At 42.0% G+C, this 18362-nt stretch carries 19 protein-coding genes; all 19 read left to right on the top strand.

Going from position 1 to position 18362, the window contains the following annotated elements:
- Positions 1 to 131: 131 nt before the first annotated feature.
- The 19 genes from rimP to dapA all read left to right on the top strand — a co-directional run bounded on the left by rimP (position 132) and on the right by dapA (position 18166).
- Positions 132 to 602, top strand: coding sequence for a ribosome maturation factor RimP (gene rimP, locus V7201_RS01160; protein ID WP_335374946.1), 471 nt, complete (start codon positions 132 to 134; stop codon positions 600 to 602).
- 70 nt (positions 603 to 672) lie between these two features.
- Positions 673 to 1782: a transcription termination factor NusA gene (nusA, locus tag V7201_RS01155; protein WP_335374945.1), complete on the top strand. Its 1110-nt coding sequence runs from the start codon at positions 673 to 675 to the stop codon at positions 1780 to 1782.
- A gap of 15 nt (positions 1783 to 1797) precedes the next feature.
- Entirely contained in the window at positions 1798 to 2079 is a 282-nt protein-coding gene (gene rnpM / locus V7201_RS01150; RefSeq protein ID WP_207498397.1) for an RNase P modulator RnpM, read from the top strand.
- Positions 2079 to 2381, top strand: coding sequence for a YlxQ family RNA-binding protein (locus tag V7201_RS01145; protein WP_335374944.1), 303 nt, complete (start codon positions 2079 to 2081; stop codon positions 2379 to 2381). Before rnpM ends, V7201_RS01145 begins: the two co-directional genes overlap by 1 nt.
- Before the next feature lie 19 nt (positions 2382 to 2400).
- Positions 2401 to 4692 carry a translation initiation factor IF-2 gene (gene infB / locus V7201_RS01140; RefSeq protein WP_335374943.1) on the top strand — a complete coding sequence of 764 codons (2292 nt, stop codon included), beginning with the start codon at positions 2401 to 2403 and terminating at the stop codon, positions 4690 to 4692.
- Entirely contained in the window at positions 4692 to 4973 is a 282-nt protein-coding gene (locus V7201_RS01135) for a DUF503 family protein (RefSeq protein WP_207498394.1), read from the top strand. The genes infB and V7201_RS01135 overlap by 1 nt, the downstream gene beginning before the upstream one ends.
- Before the next feature lie 18 nt (positions 4974 to 4991).
- Positions 4992 to 5366 (top strand): 30S ribosome-binding factor RbfA, encoded by a 375-nt coding sequence (rbfA, locus tag V7201_RS01130; RefSeq protein ID WP_207498393.1) that lies wholly within the window; start codon positions 4992 to 4994, stop codon positions 5364 to 5366.
- A 177-nt stretch (positions 5367 to 5543) separates the two neighbouring features.
- Entirely contained in the window at positions 5544 to 6461 is a 918-nt protein-coding gene (gene truB / locus V7201_RS01125) for a tRNA pseudouridine(55) synthase TruB (RefSeq protein ID WP_335374942.1), read from the top strand.
- Between the two features lie 34 nt (positions 6462 to 6495).
- A complete protein-coding gene (gene ribF, locus V7201_RS01120; protein ID WP_335374941.1) occupies positions 6496 to 7449 on the top strand; it encodes a bifunctional riboflavin kinase/FAD synthetase in 954 nt (317 codons plus the stop codon).
- Between the two features lie 124 nt (positions 7450 to 7573).
- Positions 7574 to 7843 (top strand): 30S ribosomal protein S15, encoded by a 270-nt coding sequence (rpsO, locus tag V7201_RS01115; protein ID WP_335374940.1) that lies wholly within the window; start codon positions 7574 to 7576, stop codon positions 7841 to 7843.
- A gap of 262 nt (positions 7844 to 8105) precedes the next feature.
- Entirely contained in the window at positions 8106 to 10220 is a 2115-nt protein-coding gene (pnp, locus tag V7201_RS01110) for a polyribonucleotide nucleotidyltransferase (protein WP_335374939.1), read from the top strand.
- Between the two features lie 125 nt (positions 10221 to 10345).
- The gene (locus V7201_RS01105) at positions 10346 to 11308 is read left to right on the top strand and encodes a polysaccharide deacetylase family protein (protein WP_335374938.1); all 963 of its coding nucleotides are present in this window, start codon (positions 10346 to 10348) and stop codon (positions 11306 to 11308) included.
- An 85-nt stretch (positions 11309 to 11393) separates the two neighbouring features.
- Entirely contained in the window at positions 11394 to 12626 is a 1233-nt protein-coding gene (locus tag V7201_RS01100) for a M16 family metallopeptidase (RefSeq protein WP_335374937.1), read from the top strand.
- Between the two features lie 139 nt (positions 12627 to 12765).
- Positions 12766 to 13011, top strand: coding sequence for a YlmC/YmxH family sporulation protein (locus V7201_RS01095; RefSeq protein WP_335374936.1), 246 nt, complete (start codon positions 12766 to 12768; stop codon positions 13009 to 13011).
- Between the two features lie 184 nt (positions 13012 to 13195).
- The gene (gene dpaA / locus V7201_RS01090) at positions 13196 to 14098 is read left to right on the top strand and encodes a dipicolinic acid synthetase subunit A (protein ID WP_335374935.1); all 903 of its coding nucleotides are present in this window, start codon (positions 13196 to 13198) and stop codon (positions 14096 to 14098) included.
- Positions 14095 to 14691 carry a dipicolinate synthase subunit B gene (gene dpaB, locus V7201_RS01085; protein ID WP_335374934.1) on the top strand — a complete coding sequence of 199 codons (597 nt, stop codon included), beginning with the start codon at positions 14095 to 14097 and terminating at the stop codon, positions 14689 to 14691. The genes dpaA and dpaB overlap by 4 nt, the downstream gene beginning before the upstream one ends.
- Before the next feature lie 186 nt (positions 14692 to 14877).
- Entirely contained in the window at positions 14878 to 15927 is a 1050-nt protein-coding gene (gene asd, locus V7201_RS01080; protein WP_335374933.1) for an aspartate-semialdehyde dehydrogenase, read from the top strand.
- A 46-nt stretch (positions 15928 to 15973) separates the two neighbouring features.
- Complete coding sequence (dapG, locus tag V7201_RS01075; RefSeq protein ID WP_335374932.1) at positions 15974 to 17218, top strand: aspartate kinase; 1245 nt, start codon at positions 15974 to 15976, stop codon at positions 17216 to 17218.
- Between the two features lie 81 nt (positions 17219 to 17299).
- Positions 17300 to 18166 (top strand): 4-hydroxy-tetrahydrodipicolinate synthase, encoded by an 867-nt coding sequence (gene dapA, locus V7201_RS01070; protein WP_335374931.1) that lies wholly within the window; start codon positions 17300 to 17302, stop codon positions 18164 to 18166.
- The last annotated feature ends 196 nt before the right edge of the window (positions 18167 to 18362 follow it).

The following is an 18362-nucleotide window of genomic DNA, read 5'->3' as shown; positions in this document are numbered from 1 at the left end:
ACGGATAACTCTGGCAGATGAGAGTGGGGAAACCCACTCTTTCGTGTTGTTACGCACTTTTTCGTGATAAAGAGTCATTAAGTATTAATGCTAATGAATGGTAAAAGATGTTGTGTCAAAGGAGGGATTTTATGAGCAAGGTTACCGAAACAGTGGAAGAGCTAGTAACTCCCATCTTAACTGAAAATGGACTAGAATTGGTTGACATCGAATACGTAAAAGAAGGAAAGAACTGGTTCCTGCGCGTATACATTGATAAGGACAACGGTATTGATATTGAAGAATGCGGCATAGTCAGTGAGCGACTGAGCGAAAAGCTTGATGCCCTTGATCCAATCCCGCATAACTACTTTTTGGAAGTTTCATCACCTGGTGCAGAACGTCCACTAAAAAAGGAAAAAGATTATCATAGAGCAATTGGGAAAAATGTCTTCATTAAAACTTATGAACCATTTGATGGTGAAAAAGCTTTTGAAGGAATTTTAACCGATTACAATGGTGAAACCGTAACTGTTGAAGTAAAAATCAAGACGCGCAAGAAAACAGTTGTTCTCCCATTTGATAAGATTGCCAGCGCTAGGCTTGCAGTCACTTTTTCATAATCTGTCTAGAAAGAATCTATAGTCTATTTATAAATAATGTTGGGAAGTAAAAAAGGGGGATTTATATCTCATGGCCAGCGAATTGTTGGATGCTCTTACAATTCTTGAAAAAGAAAAAGGCATTTCCAGGGACATTTTAATTGACGCGATTGAAGCAGCACTAATCTCTGCATATCGCCGCAACTTTAACCAGGCACAGAACGTCCGGATTGATCTTAATCTTGGCAATGGTTCAATGCGCGTTTTTGCGAGAAAAGAAGTTGTGGATGAAGTATTTGATCCACGCCTGGAAATTTCATTAGAAGATGCCCAGAGAATCAATCCGAATTACCAGGTCGAGGATGTCGTTGAACTTGAAGTTACACCTAAAGACTTTGGAAGAATTGCAGCGCAGACAGCGAAGCAGGTAGTAACCCAGCGTGTGCGTGAAGCAGAAAGAGGCATCATCTATTCTGAATTTATTGATCGTGAAGAAGACATCATGACAGGTATCGTTCAGCGTCAGGATCCAAAATTCATCTATGTAAGCTTAGGTAAAATCGAAGCAATCCTGCCGGCAAATGAACAAATGCCCAACGAGCATTATAAGCCTCACGACCGCATCAAGGTATTTATCACTAAGGTTGAAAAAACCACTAAAGGCCCGCAAATCTTCGTTTCTAGAACCCACCCGGGACTGTTAAAGAGACTTTTCGAGATTGAAGTTCCTGAAATCTATGATGGGACTGTTGAAATTAAATCTGTTGCACGTGAAGCGGGTGACCGCTCTAAAATCTCCGTGCATTCTGATAATGCAGAAGTCGATCCTGTCGGTTCATGTGTTGGACCAAGAGGAACGCGTGTGCAGGCAGTTGTCAATGAGCTAAAAGGCGAGAAAATCGACATCGTTAAGTGGTCTGAGGATCCAGTTGTGTTTGTTGCCAATGCATTAAGCCCATCAAAGGTCCTTGATGTAATTGTCAATGAAGCGGATAAGGCTACCACTGTCATCGTCCCGGATTACCAGCTATCGCTTGCGATTGGTAAGCGCGGACAAAATGCGCGTCTTGCTGCTAAATTGACTGGCTGGAAGATTGACATTAAAGCAGAGGCAGAGGCTAGAGAGTTAGGCATCTATCCTCGTGATAATGAACCATTGTTATCAGCGAATGATGATTATGATGATGAAGATATTGATTAATTGAGGTGAATGATCGTGAACAGCCGTAAAAAAGTTCCTATGCGAAAATGTGTCGCTACCGGTGAAATGAGACCGAAAAAAGAACTCGTTCGCATCGTTCGCTCCAAAGAGGGAGAAGTATCCATTGATCTGACAGGGAAAAAATCAGGCCGTGGTGCATATCTTTCAAAAGATAAAGAAGCTATTCAGCTTGCAAAAAAACGAAATATATTGTCCAAACAACTAGAAACAGCTGTGGACGATGCAATTTACGATGAGCTCAATGAACTTATCGAAAAGGAGAACAGACTATCCTGATGAATTCGAATCAATGGATGTCATTGCTTGGCTTAGCCAATCGAGCACGGAAAATTATTTCAGGGGAAGAGCTTTCCGTTAAAGAAATCCGAAGCGGCAAAGCGAAACTCATTTTGCTTTCAGCGGATGCATCCGCAAATACTACAAAGAAAATTACCGACAAGTGCAATTCCTATAAAGTACCTTGCAAGGTGGTACCGGACCGGTATCAGCTTGGTCAGGCTATTGGGAAGGATGCTCGTGTTGTAGTAGCCCTACTGGACGAGGGTTTTGCAAAAAAACTGTTGACGTTGCTCGATTAATTCTAGCGGGGGTGAAAATATGAGTAAAACACGCGTTTACGAATATGCAAAGAAGCATAATTTATCGAGTAAAGACGTGATTATAAAATTAAAAGAAATGAACATCGAGGTTTCAAACCATATGACTGCCATGGAAGATGAAACCGTGAGGAGACTAGACGCCATTTATAATACAAAAGAAGAAAAACAACAAACACAAGCCAAACCTCAGCAGCAAAGCCAGCCGAAAGCTGCACAGGGACAGAACCAAGGACAAAAACAATCCCAGAATCAAAATCGCAGCCAAGGTCAAAACCAGCAGAGAAATAATCAGGTTCAGCCCAAGGCTCAGTTAAAAACAACAGCAAGTGCTTTTTCGGATGATGAGCGCCGTGCAACAACTCCTGAAAAAGTAAAAACCGGAGCTGCAGCTAAAAAGCCTGGAAACTCACAGCCTTTTAATAAAAACAATAAAAATAAGCCAAACAACAATAACAGAAATAGAAACCAGCAAAACCAAAACAGAGGCAAACAAAACCAGCAGCAAGCTGCACAGCCTCAAGTAAAGAAAGTAAAAGAACTTCCTGCAAAAATTACTTTCAGTGAGTCTTTAACAGTTGCTGAGCTTGCTAAAAAGCTGTATCGTGAACCATCAGAAATCATCAAAAAGTTATTCATGCTTGGTGTCATGGCAACGATCAATCAGGATCTTGATAAAGACGCAATTGAATTGATTGCTACTGATTATGGTGTTGAGGTTGAAGAAGAAATCAAAATCGATGCAACTGACCTTGAAGTTTACTTCACTGAGGATGAAGAAGGATCTTTAATTGAGAGACCTTCGGTTGTTACAATCATGGGCCACGTTGACCATGGTAAAACAACACTTCTTGACTCAATTCGCAACACAAAGGTTACTGCAGGCGAAGCTGGCGGAATCACTCAGCATATTGGTGCTTATCAAGTCGAAGAGAATGGCAAGAAAATTACTTTCCTTGATACTCCTGGTCACGCGGCATTTACTACAATGCGTGCACGGGGCGCGAAGATCACTGATATCACAATCTTGGTGGTAGCTGCAGATGATGGTGTTAAACCGCAGACTGTTGAAGCTTTGAATCATGCTAAGGCAGCCAATGTACCAATTATCGTAGCTGTAAATAAAATGGACAAACCAACTGCAAACCCTGACCGTGTTATGCAGGAACTTACTGAATATGGCCTGGTTCCTGAGGCATGGGGCGGCGAAACTATCTTTGTTCCGATTTCCGCACTAACAGGAGAAGGTCTTGACAGCCTATTAGAAATGATTTTGCTTGTTGGAGAAGTTGAAGAATATAAAGCGAATCCGAATAGGAACGCTATTGGTACTGTAATTGAAGCGCAGCTTGACAAAGGCCGTGGCTCAGTTGCGACACTGCTAGTTCAAAACGGTACGCTAAAGATCGGTGATCCGATTGTAGTAGGTAATACTTACGGACGCGTACGTGCTATGGTTAATGATCTCGGACGCCGTGTTAAAGAAGCAGGTCCTTCTGCTCCTGTTGAAATCACTGGCTTAAATGATGTTCCACAGGCTGGAGATCGTTTCGTTGTATTTGACGACGAGAAGACTGCACGCCAGGTTGGAGAAATCCGTTCATCACAAGCGGTACAAGCGCAAAGAAGCGAAAAAGCACGCGTAAGTCTTGATACTTTGTTTGAACATATGAAACAAGGGGAAATGAAAGACTTAAATCTAATCATTAAAGCCGATGTTCAAGGTTCAGTAGAAGCACTTGCAGCAGCATTGCAAAAACTGGACGTTGAAGGTGTAAATGTAAGAATCATTCACACTGGTGTGGGTGCGATCAATGAGTCTGATATCACATTAGCTGCAGCTTCTAACGGTATCGTTATCGGTTTTAACGTTCGCCCTGATAATAATGCGAAGCGTGCTGCGGAATCAGAAAAGGTTGATATCCGTTTGCACCGTATTATCTACAAGGTAATCGAAGAAATCGAATCTGCGATGAAGGGAATGCTTGATCCAGTTTATGCTGAAAAGGTTATTGGCCAGGCTGAAATCCGCCAGACTTTCAAGGTTTCAAAAGTTGGAACGATTGGTGGTTCATATGTCACTGACGGTAAAATTACCCGTGACAGCGGTGTTCGCCTGATTCGTGACGGCGTCGTCATCTTCGAAGGACAGATTGATGCGTTAAAACGCTTTAAGGACGATGCTAAAGAAGTAGCTCAAGGATACGAGTGCGGTATTACCATTAAAAACTTCAATGATCTTAAAGAAGGCGATGTCGTTGAAGCATATATCATGGAAGAAGTGGAACGTTAATGGTAGTAGGCTTAGCAGCCTGTGAGTGCATCATATATGATGCTCATTCTCTAAAAGAAAAGAGAGCAGTACTGCAGCGAATTATCTCCAGGCTGAAGCAAAAATATAATGTTTCAGTATCAGAAGTTGACCATCAAGATGTGTGGCAGCGGACAACAATTGCTGTTGCTGCTGTCTCATCATCAAAGGTTGCGACTGAAAGAGAGCTGCAAAATGCTATTAAAATGATTGACTCTTTTCCAGAGATCGAACGTACCATCACCGAAATAGAATGGCTTTAATAGAACGAGGTGATCGAGATGGGTCATAGAGTAAATCGTGTTGGGGAACAAATGAAGAAAGAACTCGGCGATATTATCAGCCGCAAAATCAAGGACCCCCGCATTGGATTCGTAACAGTTACGGATGTACAAGTTACAGGCGATCTACAGCAGGCAAAGGTATATATATCTGTTTTAGGCGACGAGGAACAGAGAGAAAATACTTTAAAAGGATTAGCGAAGGCCAAAGGTTTCATTAGGACCGAAATTGGCCAGAGAATCCGCCTTAGAAAAACCCCTGAACTGATATTCGAATTTGACGAAACGATGGCATACGGCAACAGAATCAATTCCCTTATTCATGAGCTGCAAAGAGAAGAGCAAGCTGATGAAGAAAAGGAAGAAAAAGAATGATCATACTGGCCAGCTGCTTTGCAGGCCGTTTCATCATGTAAAAGAGATGGATAGACACCTAGTCTATCCATTTTTTTGAATAACGCTTCTTAAGAGGAATTTAAGTAAAACAATTATTTTAGAGTCAAACCATTAGAATTAATGATACATACACCAAAGAAATTAGGGGGATAGAGCATGGAAGGGATTTTGCCTCTTTTTAAACCGGCGGGCATGACCTCGCATGATTGTGTCTTTAAGCTCAGGAAGCTGTTAAGGACCAAAAAGGTAGGCCATACAGGAACTCTTGATCCGGATGTAACAGGTGTCTTGCCAATATGCGTGGGTAAGGCAACTAAGATTGCTGAGTACATCACGGATGCTGGCAAAGCCTATGAAGGCGAAGTGTCTCTCGGATATACTACAACTACTGAGGATGCTTCCGGAGAAAAAGTAGAAGAGAAATCAGTGGATCGAGTTATTACTCGAAGAGAAATAATAGAGGTCCTAGAGTCCTTTATTGGACAAATTGAGCAGACCCCGCCGATGTACTCGGCAGTAAAAGTGAATGGAAAGAAATTATATGAATATGCTAGGCAAGGAATTGAAGTGGAACGCCCTACAAGAAAGGTAACCATCTCCAGTATTGAACTTCTCGATGACAGGGATGAATTTGAGGGAGAAACAGTAAGCTTTAAATTCAGGGTATCCTGCAGCAAAGGTACTTATATTAGAACACTGGCCGTCATGATTGGTGAAAAGTTGGGGTATCCAGCTCATATGTCTTCATTAGTCAGGATACAATCTGCCGAGTTTACCTTAGAGGATTGTTTCACATTCGAGCAGCTTGAAACAATGGCTGAGGATTGTAGCATACAGAAAGCTTTACACCCGTTGGAAGTCGGCATTTCATATTTGCCGAAATATCGCATAAATGATACAGTAGCAGAGAAAGTGAAAAATGGGGCACTGCTGGAGATTCCGCAAAATTTGTCGGGGAATGGCGGTCCTATCGTAGTTGAAACAGATGACGGAATAGCGCTCGCTATTTACAGGGAGCATCCAACCAAAAATGGTTTGATGAAGCCTGATAAAGTATTAAGAAATGATCAGTAATTGAGCAGCTGGGTCAGAAAAGGTGAATAAAATCGTGGAATTGATTAAGCTAAACCAACCTCATGAATTTGGGAAACAGAATTTTCCTTCCATGACTATGGCACTAGGTTATTTTGATGGGGTCCATTTAGGTCACCAGCAAGTAATCATGGAAGCAAAACGTATTGCAGACGAAAAAGGGATAAAAAGTGCTGTCATGACATTTGATCCCCATCCTTCTGTTGTGCTTGGGAAAAGTGTGCAGCATATTGAGTACATTACACCCATTGATGAAAAAGCCAATGTCATAAGGGAACTGGGTGTGGATTATTTATTTGTCGTCCATTTTACGGCCGAATTCTCCAGCCTGCTTCCTCAGGAATTTATAGATCAGTATATTATTGCATTAAATGTTCAGCATGTTGTTGCGGGATTTGATTATACTTACGGGAAAATGGGCAAAGGCACGATGGAAACACTTCAATTCCATTCGCGGAACAAGTTTGAATTCACAGTAGTTTCCAAGTTGGCAAGAGCCAATGATGAAAAGATCAGTTCGACACTGATCCGAAGCTTGTTAAGGGATGGGAAAGTGGATTCCATGCCGGAACTGCTGGGAAGGTTTTACAAAACAAAAGGAATAGTCATTAACGGTGAAAAACGTGGACGGACAATAGGTTTTCCGACGGCAAATGTTCAAATGGATGATCAGTACATTACTCCGCCAACTGGGGTATATGCGGTAAGGATCCAGATTGATGGTCTTTGGTACGAAGGTGTCTGCAATGTAGGATATAAACCTACATTCCACCGTGAAAAGAAGGAAAAGCCATCTGTTGAGGTCCATATTTTTAATTTCAACGAAGAAATCTATGGGAAAACTGCACAGGTGGAATGGCATTTACGTCTTCGAAGTGAACGAAAATTCGACGGTATTGAACAGCTCGTATCCCAAATAGATAAAGATAAGCAGGAAGCCATTATCTACTTTGAAAAAAACAAGGGTTAGACTTGCTTTTTGTCGTAAAAAGATGTATTCTTATTAACGTATCAAAAAAGAACCTTTGCTTGGCAAGTCGAGTCACCGACGCTTGCTCGGTAACAGGGGATTATAATTCAGGAGGTGAACACGGATGGCAATCACAAAAGCACGTAAAAACGAACTTATCAACGAATTCAAGGTTCACGAAAGTGACACTGGATCTCCAGAAGTTCAAATCGCTGTCCTTACTGCAGAAATCAACACATTGAACGATCACTTACGCGTTCACAAAAAGGACCACCACTCACGTCGCGGTCTTTTGAAAATGGTAGGTAAGCGTCGTAATCTTTTGACTTACCTTCGTAACAATGACGTTTCTCGTTACCGCGATTTAATCAACAAGTTAGGTCTACGTAGATAGTCTGTCAAAGCGGGATTTATCCCGCTTTTTTATTAGGAGAAATTTTGGAAGATACATAACAAACTCATGATATTAAGCGCTGTTAATTAGCGCATACTATAACATAAAAGTTATTTAAGCAAGCTCTTATTATGCCTTGCATTGAAGGGTTTAATTTTGATTATTATGGATATTTGTTAATAAGACAGGCATATGTGCTGTTTTAAATAATTCCCAGGCTTCAGTCCTGGATGGATTTTATGGTAGAGAGGGGCTTAAAAGCATGGAACAACAAAAACAAAGTTTCTCCTTTGACTGGGCAGGGCGCAAGCTTACAGTCGAAATCGGACAGCTTGCAAAGCAGGCAAATGGCGCAGTGCTTGTCCGTTATGGCGACACAGCAGTTCTGAGTACAGCAACTGCATCAAAAGAACCAAAGAATTTAGATTTCTTCCCGCTCACAGTCAATTATGAGGAAAGATTATATGCTGTAGGGAAAATCCCAGGTGGTTTTATTAAGCGTGAAGGTCGTCCAAGTGAAAAGGCAATCCTTGCAAGCCGTTTGATTGACCGTCCAATCAGGCCATTATTCGCAGATGGATTCCGTAATGACGTTCAGGTTATCAGCATTGTTATGAGTGTCGATCAGAATTGCTCATCGGAAATGGCTGCAATGTTTGGCTCTTCCCTGGCTCTTTGTGTTTCTGATATTCCTTTTGAGGGACCGATTGCTGGTGTTACAGTTGGCAGAGTGGACGGAAACTTCATCATAAATCCTTCTGTTGAAGAAACAGAAAAAAGCGATATGCATTTAGTCGTTGCAGGGACAATGGATGCGATCAACATGGTTGAAGCAGGTGCTGACGAAGTTCCCGAAGAAGTAATGCTTGAAGCAATCATGTTCGGCCATGATGAAATCAAGCGTTTAATTGCGTTCCAACAGGAAATCGTAGCTCAGGTTGGGAAAGATAAGAGAGAAGTCACTCTTTACGAGATCGATAAAGAACTTGAAGCGGAAGTTCGCGGAATATGTGAACAAGACATGCTGTCTGCCATCCAGGTACAGGAGAAGCATGCACGCGAAGATGCCATCAAAGAAGTGAAAAATGCCGTTGTTGCTCGTTATGAAGAGCAGGAAGTCGACGCAGACAAGCTTAAAATGGTTAAACAAATCCTTGATAAAATCGTCAAAGGCGAAGTCCGCCGTTTGATCACTGAAGATAAAGTGCGTCCAGATGGACGTAATTTAGAGGAAATCCGCCCGCTTTCATCTGAGGTTGGATTGCTGCCTAGAACTCACGGTTCAGGATTGTTTACAAGGGGACAGACTCAGGCTTTGAGCATTTGTACGCTTGGAGCAATGGGTGATGTGCAAATCCTTGATGGACTAGGAATCGAAGAAGAAAAACGTTTTATGCACCATTATAACTTCCCGTTATTCTCTGTTGGTGAAACTGGACCAATCCGTGGACCAGGCCGACGTGAAATCGGTCACGGAGCATTAGGTGAAAGAGCTCTTGAACCTGTGATTCCAAATGAAAAGGATTTCCCTTATACTGTACGTCTAGTTTCAGAAGTTTTGGAATCAAACGGTTCAACTTCACAGGCTAGTATTTGTGCAAGTACATTAGCTTTAATGGATGCTGGTGTGCCAATTAAGGCGCCAGTAGCTGGTATTGCAATGGGTCTTATTAAATCAGGAGAGCATTATTCAATCCTGACTGATATCCAGGGTATGGAAGATCATCTGGGTGATATGGACTTCAAAGTAGCAGGTACTTCAAAAGGTGTTACAGCATTGCAGATGGATATCAAGATTGAAGGCTTATCCCGCCAGATTCTTGAAGAAGCATTGCAGCAAGCAAAAATTGGCCGTATGCAAATTCTTGATTCAATGCTTGCAACGATTCAAGAACCACGTGAACAGCTTTCTAAATATGCGCCTAAGATCATTTCAATGTGGATTAAGCCAGATAAAATCCGTGATGTCATTGGACCAAGCGGAAAACAGATCAATAAGATCATTGAAGAAACTGGCGTAAAAATCGATATCGAACAAGATGGTACGGTATTTATCGGATCAGTTGATGAAGAAATGATTCAAAAGGCTAAGAAAATAATTGAAGACATCGTCCGCGAAGTAGAAGTCGGAGAGATGTACCTTGGTAAAGTTCGCCGCATCGAAAAATTTGGTGCGTTCGTTGAGCTCTTCCCAGGTAAAGATGGACTGGTTCATATTTCCGAACTAGCTGAAGAGCGGGTTGGAAAAGTGGAAGATATCTTAAAGCTTGGGGATGAAATCCTTGTTAAGGTAACAGAAATTGATAAACAAGGAAGAGTAAACCTCTCACGTAAAGCGGTTTTAAAAGAGCAGCGTGAAAAGGCTGAAAAGGAATAATAGATGAAAAAGGCCAGGGCCTTAGCCCTGGTCTTTTTATATGGATTTTTCTTATCTGGGATCATACCTTTCGTTCTACCTTGTCCTCCGGTTTCATATTTTTTATTAAAAGGGAGGCATAGAATATGAGAAAGATTGCGATGATTTCTGTCTTGTTAATTGGTGCGTGGATTTCAGTGAACAATCCATATTCCAATACATATGTAGCTAGTCTAAAAACGGAAGTTGTGACTGTTGTCGGACATGAGAATTCCTTGATTAAGGAAATTAAACAAAAAGCGAAGGAATACGAGATTGAGCCCTCCAATGCCAGGAAGGATCCTGTATGGAAGGCCATACCTGGCTACAATGGATTAAAAGTTAATACTGAGGAATCCTATAAAAAAATGAAAAAGGACGGCAAGTTTAATCCGGATAAGCTTGTTTATGAACAAGTATCGCCTGATGTCCATTTAAACGATCTTCCGCCAATGGCCATTTATAAAGGTCACCCCGAAAAACCAATGGTCAGTTTCATCATTAATGTTGCGTGGGGAAATGAATATTTGTCGGGTATGCTGGCCACGCTCAAAAAATATAATGTTTCAGCCAGTTTCTTTCTTGAGGGGCGCTGGGTAAAAAATAACCCGGGAATGGCTAAAATGATTGCCGAGGCTGGACACGAAATTGGCAATCATTCCTTTACCCATCCAGACATGAAGCAGCTTTCTGCTCCGGAAATTAATGAAGAAATCAAAAAAACCAATGATGTAATCGAGGCCGTAACAGGGGTGAAAACAAAGTGGTTTGCTCCCCCAAGCGGATCTTATAAAGATGATGTGGTCCAAATAGCAGCTGCGCATAAGTTAGGTACCGTAATGTGGAGCGTTGATACAATCGACTGGCAAAAACCTTCACCTGATAAATTGATCAACAGGGTAATGGGGAAGGTCCATAATGGTGCTTTAATATTGATGCATCCAACCGAATCTACAGCATCTTCTCTTGAACAGCTAATCATTCAAATAAAAGGCAAAGATATGCAAATTGGAACAGTTTCAGATATGTTGAGTGAAAATAGAGTTATGGCAAAAAAAATGAAAGAATAGCTTTGTATTTGGAAAAAGTAAGATAAATGAACTATACTTATTAAATGCAGTATTTTTAGCAGCAGGTTCCAGAGGAGGAATATAATTGATAAAGAAATATACATGCCAAAACGGTGTAAGAATCGTCCTTGAACAAATCCCTACTGTTCGTTCTGTCGCGATAGGAGTTTGGATTGGAACAGGGTCACGAAATGAGAATCCAGAGAATAACGGAATTTCACATTTCCTTGAGCATATGTTCTTTAAGGGAACGAAGACAAGATCGGCAAGGGAGATAGCGGAATCCTTCGACAGCATTGGCGGACAGGTGAACGCATTCACATCAAAAGAATATACGTGCTATTATGCAAAGGTTCTGGATAATCATGCACAATTTGCATTAGAGGTTTTAGCTGATATGTTCTTCAATTCCACTTTTGTTGCTGAAGAATTGAATAAAGAGAAAAACGTTGTAAATGAAGAAATTAAAATGTATGAAGACACACCGGATGATATCGTACATGATTTGCTCAGCAAGGCGATTTACAACGAGCATCCACTAGGATATCCGATATTAGGAACAGAGGAAACGCTCCAAACATTTACGGGTGAAAAATTGGAGCAATATATGCATGAAACCTATACACCTGAAAATGTCGTCATTTCGATTGCAGGAAATGTACCAGAGGCTTTCATTAAGAATGCAGAGGAATTCTTTGGCTCTTATGAGGCTAGCAAAGAAAAAATTGAACATGTAAGGCCAGCATTCCATGCAAATAAAATTTCACGCAAAAAAGAAACGGAACAGGCTCACCTTTGCCTAGGGTTTGAAGGATTGCAAATCGGCCATAAGGATGTATACAGTCTGATTGTCTTGAATAATGTCCTTGGAGGCAGCATGAGCAGCCGGTTATTCCAGGATGTTCGTGAACAGCGCGGCCTTGCCTATTCAGTATTCTCCTACCATTCAGCATATCTTGACAGCGGGATTGTAACGATTTATGGAGGTACCGGAGCAAAACAGCTCGATGTATTATACGAAACGATTCAGGAAACTCTTTCAAAACTGACAGCTGATGGCATAACCGAAAAAGAGCTTAACAACAGCAAAGAACAGCTTAAAGGCAGCCTGATGCTCAGCCTGGAAAGTACAAACAGCCGGATGAGCAGAAACGGTAAAAATGAACTTTTGCTTCGCAGACACAGATCCCTTGACGAAATTGTAGAACAAATTGACCAGGTGACTAAGGATAGCGTGGATAGCATGGGTAAAAGTATCTTTACCGATAACTATTCCGTTGCCCTGATCAGCCCGGATGGCGAATTGCCAAAAGTATAATTCGTACAGCAGCTTCCTTGTGAAGCTGCTGTTTTTTATAATGGTTATTATTCTTATTGCCTTTTTATATACTTGGGTATTCTAAATCAGCTTATTTCTCGATACATATATAGTAAGGACAAAGATTCGGGAGGGCACAATGAAATTAAGTGAACTTGGCGGAAAGGAAATTGTCGATGTAAAAAGAGCCGAAAGATTGGGAATCCTCGGGCAGACAGATTTGGAGATCAATGAAAGAACAGGGCAGATTGAGGCATTGATTATTCCATCGCTAAAGTGGTTTGGGCTGCGTAAGCATGGCGGTGAAGTCAGGGTGCCGTGGAAGCATATAAAAAAGATTGGTGCCGACATGATTATTATTGATATACCAGATGAAGAAGAATGAAAGCCAGTTGCCATGCTGGCTTATTTTTTTTGCTTTGTTAAATTAGTTTGTTGATTTCCACTAGGTAAGCTTTTCTTTTTAGTGGAAAACTCACCTATTTCTAGGTTGATACATATGATGTTGAAGTAGTTCTAAATGATTGATATTTATTCCAGGATTAATGGAAAAGAAGGTGATTGTTCTCATGCTGACAGGGATGCAAATCGCGGTTATTGGCGGTGATGCGAGACAGCTGGAGATTATTCGCAAGCTGACAGAGCTTGATGCAAAGCTTTCTTTAATAGGCTTCGAGCAGTTGGATCATGCTTTTACAGGTGCCTCAAAAGAAAAGATAGATGAAGTGGATTTTTCAGTACAGGATGCTTTGGTTTTGCCTGTTCCAGGAACGAGTCTGGATGGGCAGGTCGAGACCATATTCTCGAATGAAAAAGTAGTGCTTATAAAAGAAATGCTTGAACGTACTCCGGCACATTGCACGGTTTATTCAGGCATAAGCAATGCCTATTTAACTGGTATTACGAAACAGGCCAACCGCAAACTCGTACAGCTGTTTGAACGTGATGATGTGGCGATCTATAACTCTATTCCGACAGTGGAAGGCACGATCATGATGGCCATCCAGCATACAGACTTCACGATCCACGGATCTAAGGTTGCTGTCCTCGGTCTAGGCCGAGTGGGTATGAGTGTTGCACGTACATTTCACGCACTTGGTGCAAAAGTGAAGGTTGGAGCGCGAAAAAGCGAACATATTGCAAGGATTGCGGAAATGGGACTTGAGCCTTTCCAACTATCTGATCTAGGCAGTGCAGTAAGGGATACAGACATTTGCATCAATACGATACCGCATTTAATCGTAAACGCTTCTGTGATTTCAAGGATGCCAGCTCACACTTTGATCATTGACCTTGCATCTAAACCAGGTGGAACGGATTTTCGCTATGCAGAAAAGCGGGGAATTAAGGCGTTGCTGGCACCCGGTTTGCCAGGAATCGTAGCACCGAAGACGGCTGGACAAATTTTAGCAAACGTTCTTTCTCAGCTGCTTATGGAAGACTTTAATGACCGAAAGGAGAAAGAAGCATGAGTTTACAAGGTAAGAAGATCGGATTTGGTTTAACTGGATCCCACTGTACGTATGATGCAGTATTCCCGGAAATCGAAAAACTGGTGAATGCAGGAGCGGAAGTGTTGCCGGTCGTTACATTCACCGTACAAAATACAGAAACACGTTTCGGCAAGGGTGAAGACTGGGTACACCGTATTGAAGAACTGACAGGGAATAAAGTAATCGATTCAATTGTAAAAGCGGAGCCACTTGGCCCTAAAATTCCGCTGGATTGCATGGTAATTGCACCATTGACAGGAAATTCAATGAGCAAATTTGCTAATGCAATGACTGATTCACCTGTTCTGATGGCAGCTAAAGCTACACTCCGAAATGGCATGCCTGTAGTGCTTGGCATCTCCACCAATGACGCATTAGGGCTGAATGGTGTAAATCTGATGAGACTAATGGCAACAAAAAATATATTCTTCATTCCATTTGGTCAGGATGATCCTGTCAAGAAGCCAAATTCAATGGTAGCAAGGATGGGAATGCTTTCAGAAACAATCATTTCGGCAATGAATGGAAGCCAGCTGCAGCCAGTACTTGTTGAGCGATACAAGGATAGTTAAATATGGTAACGCTTTTCTCCGGCAGTGAAGCAAAATGTTTCTTTCCTTAATGATTGATTATGATAAAATATAGGATAATAAACAAGGCGGTTATTTCGTATGAACCGCCGTTTTATACTTATATTACCAACAGCCCGGCAACAGCCGGATTAAAAAACAATATTTGTAGTGGAAGGGGAAACAGCAATGTCAGAGAGAAAAGGTTACAGAGTAGCAGTGGTTGGAGCAACAGGAGCAGTCGGTCAGCAAATGATCCAGACATTGGAGAACCGTGATTTTCCTGTGTCAGAACTATTATTACTGTCATCATCGAGATCTGCTGGTACAAAGGTTACTTATAAAGGGGAAGAAGTGACAGTCCAGGAAGCAAAGCCTGAAAGCTTTGAAGGGATAGATATCGCTCTTTTCAGTGCTGGAGGAAGTGTATCCAAGGCATTGGCACCAGAAGCTGTTAAACGTGGTGCTATAGTAGTCGACAACACTAGTGCTTTCCGTATGGATGAGAATATCCCGCTTGTAGTGCCAGAAGTAAATGAATCAGACTTGCATTCCCATAATGGAATCATTGCAAATCCAAACTGCTCGACAATCCAGATGGTTGTTGCTTTAGAACCTTTACGCCAGAACTTTGGCCTTGAAAAAATCATCGTCTCTACGTACCAGGCAGTATCTGGTGCTGGGGCAGCTGCAGTACAGGAGCTTGAAGAACAGACTCAGGCAATTCTTAATGGGGACCAATATGAACCTAAAATCCTGCCCGTAAAGTCTGCAGGAAAGCATTATCAAATCGCCTTCAATGCCATCCCACAGATTGATAATTTTGTGGATAATGGTTTCACATATGAAGAAATGAAAATGATCAATGAAACAAAGAAAATCATGCACATGCCGGACCTCCAAGTGGCTGCAACCTGTGTACGCCTGCCGGTTGGCACTGGCCATTCGGAATCTGTATATTTTGAACTGAGCCAAGGTGGCGTAACGGCTGCCCAGGTAAAAGAATTATTAGCAGATGCTCCAGGAATCGTCTTGCAGGATGATCCCGAACAGCAGGTATATCCAATGCCAGCTTTCTGTGTAGGGAAAAATGATGTATTTGTAGGCCGAATCAGGAAAGACCTTGATAATGATTCAGGCTTCCATATGTGGGTCGTTTCCGATAACCTGCTAAAAGGTGCAGCATGGAACTCAGTACAAATTGCTGAGAGTCTGGTAAAGCTAGGGATTGTAAAATAAGTAAAATCTAACCGAATATAATGACAGAAACTCTTGAGGTGTAACGATGAAAATAATCGTTCAAAAATTTGGCGGTACTTCTGTGCGTGATAAAGAAAGCCGAAGTCATGCTATGAGCCATATTAAAAAGGCGATTTCAGAAGGCTATAAAGCAGTTGTCGTAGTATCCGCGATGGGAAGGAAAGGCGATCCTTACGCAACGGATACGCTTTTAAGCATGATTGGAGGAAATAACAGTTTGATCAGCAAGCGGGAGCATGACCTGCTCCTCTCTTGCGGAGAGACGATTTCCAGTGTGGTTTTTTCCAATATGCTTCTGGAAAACGGAATCAGTGCCACCGCACTTACTGGATCCCAGGCAGGGTTTAGGACAAACAACGAGCATACGAATGCCAGAATCCTAGACATGAAATGTGATCGGCTGCTCCGCGAACTGGAACAGGTGGATGCAGTTGTTGTCGCTGGTTTCCAGGGCGCAGCTAAAAATGGTGACATCACTACGATTGGCAGGGGCGGGAGTGATACGTCCGCTGCTGCGCTAGGTGCAGCATTGAATGCCGATTGGATTGATATTTTTACGGATGTAGAAGGAATCATGACTGCTGATCCGAGGATTGCTGAAAATGCTAGACCTCTATCCGTTGTCACGTATAATGAAGTGTGCAATATGGCATATCAGGGTGCAAAGGTCATCCATCCGCGTGCGGTGGAGATTGCCATGCAAGCCAAAGTTCCAATCAGGATCAGATCAACTTACTCTGAAAGTCCCGGTACACTTGTGACGTCTTTAAATCGTGAAAATAAAGGTACCGATATCAAAGAGCGCCCGGTAACTGGAATTGCACATGTTTCCAATGTAAGCCAGATTAAGGTGTTTGCGAAAAAAGATCAATACAATCTCCAATCTGAAGTTTTCAAAGCCATGGCTAATGAAAACATCAGTGTCGATTTTATCAATATTTCACCAAATGGTGTCGTATACACAGTTTCTGATGAAATGACCAGCCGTGCAGCAAAGGTGCTTGAGGGGTTGGGGCATACTCCTCAGATTGAAAGTAACTGTGCGAAAGTTTCAGTTGTTGGTGCGGGTATGGCAGGTGTGCCTGGTGTAACTTCGAAAATAGTTACTGCCCTTTCTGAAAAAGGAATCCGCATCCTGCAGTCTGCAGATAGCCATACAACAATTTGGGTGCTCGTGAAGCAAGATGATCTCAGCAAGGCTGTAAATGCTTTGCATGATGCATTCCAGCTTGATGAGGAAAAAGCAGAATTTGAGCGTCATGATATTTAAAGTGATTATCTTGTTTTTACTGCCGGAGGCTGAGAAAGTGCCCTCCGGTAGTAGAAGCCTTAGAGAAGAGGAGTGAACAGAATGGTTCAATTCGGAAGAATATCTACAGCAATGGTAACCCCATTTGACCATAAGGGGCACATTGATTTCGCAAAAACGACACAGCTAGTAAACCATTTGATTGATAATGGAACTGATTCCCTCGTAATAGCTGGTACAACAGGTGAATCTCCAACACTTTCCAAAGAGGAAAAGGTCGCTCTATTTCAACATGTAGTAAAAGTTGTTGATAAGCGAATACCTGTCATTGCAGGAACAGGGAGCAACAATACTTACGCAACAATTGAATTGACAAAAAAAGCTGAACAGCTTGGTGTCGACGCCATCATGATTGTTGCGCCATACTATAACAAGCCAAACCAGGAAGGTTTATATCAGCATTTTAAAGCTGCTGCTGAAGCAACATCTCTTCCTGTTATGGTTTACAACATTCCGGGAAGATCCGTAGTTAATATTCATCCCGAAACAATTATCAAACTGGCCGAGATCCCGAATATAGTAGCGGTTAAGGAAGCCAGCGGTGATTTGAATGCCATGACGAAAATCATTGCTGAGACACCAGATGATTTCCTTCTTTACAGCGGCGATGACGGTCTCACTCTGCCTGTCCTTGCTATTGGCGGAGCTGGAATCGTGTCTGTTGCTTCACATGTAATTGGAAATGAAATGCAAGCAATGGTAGATGCGTTCTTGAGTGGAAGGAATGCTGACGCAGCAAAACTTCACCAGCGCCTTCTGCCTACCATGCAGGGACTCTTTGCAGCCCCAAGCCCGGGCCCGGTAAAAACGGCATTGCAGCTAAAAGGGCTGGATGTTGGCTCAGTAAGATTGCCAATGGTGCCACTGACTGAACAGGAACGCAGTGCAGTAGCAAAGTTATTCTCATAATGATTGATTTTCGGACCAACCTATAAGGTTGGTCCGTTTTTATTTATAGTATTATTCTCCTGAAAATTCTTATCTCCTGAAAGTGTTTCTTGGGAATGAAATGTGAAGTGAAAATATAAATTTCCTTAAATAGGATAATCCAAAGAATATTTGGTGATGGAAATATAGCATTTTTAAAATTGTTCTTGTAAGCTCC

The sequence above is a fragment of the Bacillus sp. JJ1122 genome, assembly GCF_036964885.1.
In the GTDB taxonomy this organism is placed as follows: Bacteria; Bacillota; Bacilli; order Bacillales; family Cytobacillaceae; genus Mesobacillus.
Note: the sequence above shows the minus strand (reverse complement) of the source record. Positions and strands in the feature narration are given on the sequence as shown.

Coding starts and splice junctions, on each gene's coding strand:
- rimP (WP_335374946.1), top strand. CDS start 132: ATGAGCAAGGTTACCGAAACAGTGGAAGAGCTAGTAACTCCCATCTTA.
- nusA (WP_335374945.1), top strand. CDS start 673: ATGGCCAGCGAATTGTTGGATGCTCTTACAATTCTTGAAAAAGAAAAA.
- V7201_RS01145 (WP_335374944.1), top strand. CDS start 2,079: ATGAATTCGAATCAATGGATGTCATTGCTTGGCTTAGCCAATCGAGCA.
- infB (WP_335374943.1), top strand. CDS start 2,401: ATGAGTAAAACACGCGTTTACGAATATGCAAAGAAGCATAATTTATCG.
- V7201_RS01135 (WP_207498394.1), top strand. CDS start 4,692: ATGGTAGTAGGCTTAGCAGCCTGTGAGTGCATCATATATGATGCTCAT.
- rbfA (WP_207498393.1), top strand. CDS start 4,992: ATGGGTCATAGAGTAAATCGTGTTGGGGAACAAATGAAGAAAGAACTC.
- truB (WP_335374942.1), top strand. CDS start 5,544: ATGGAAGGGATTTTGCCTCTTTTTAAACCGGCGGGCATGACCTCGCAT.
- rpsO (WP_335374940.1), top strand. CDS start 7,574: ATGGCAATCACAAAAGCACGTAAAAACGAACTTATCAACGAATTCAAG.
- pnp (WP_335374939.1), top strand. CDS start 8,106: ATGGAACAACAAAAACAAAGTTTCTCCTTTGACTGGGCAGGGCGCAAG.
- V7201_RS01105 (WP_335374938.1), top strand. CDS start 10,346: ATGAGAAAGATTGCGATGATTTCTGTCTTGTTAATTGGTGCGTGGATT.
- V7201_RS01095 (WP_335374936.1), top strand. CDS start 12,766: ATGAAATTAAGTGAACTTGGCGGAAAGGAAATTGTCGATGTAAAAAGA.
- dpaA (WP_335374935.1), top strand. CDS start 13,196: ATGCTGACAGGGATGCAAATCGCGGTTATTGGCGGTGATGCGAGACAG.
- dpaB (WP_335374934.1), top strand. CDS start 14,095: ATGAGTTTACAAGGTAAGAAGATCGGATTTGGTTTAACTGGATCCCAC.
- asd (WP_335374933.1), top strand. CDS start 14,878: ATGTCAGAGAGAAAAGGTTACAGAGTAGCAGTGGTTGGAGCAACAGGA.
- dapG (WP_335374932.1), top strand. CDS start 15,974: ATGAAAATAATCGTTCAAAAATTTGGCGGTACTTCTGTGCGTGATAAA.
- dapA (WP_335374931.1), top strand. CDS start 17,300: ATGGTTCAATTCGGAAGAATATCTACAGCAATGGTAACCCCATTTGAC.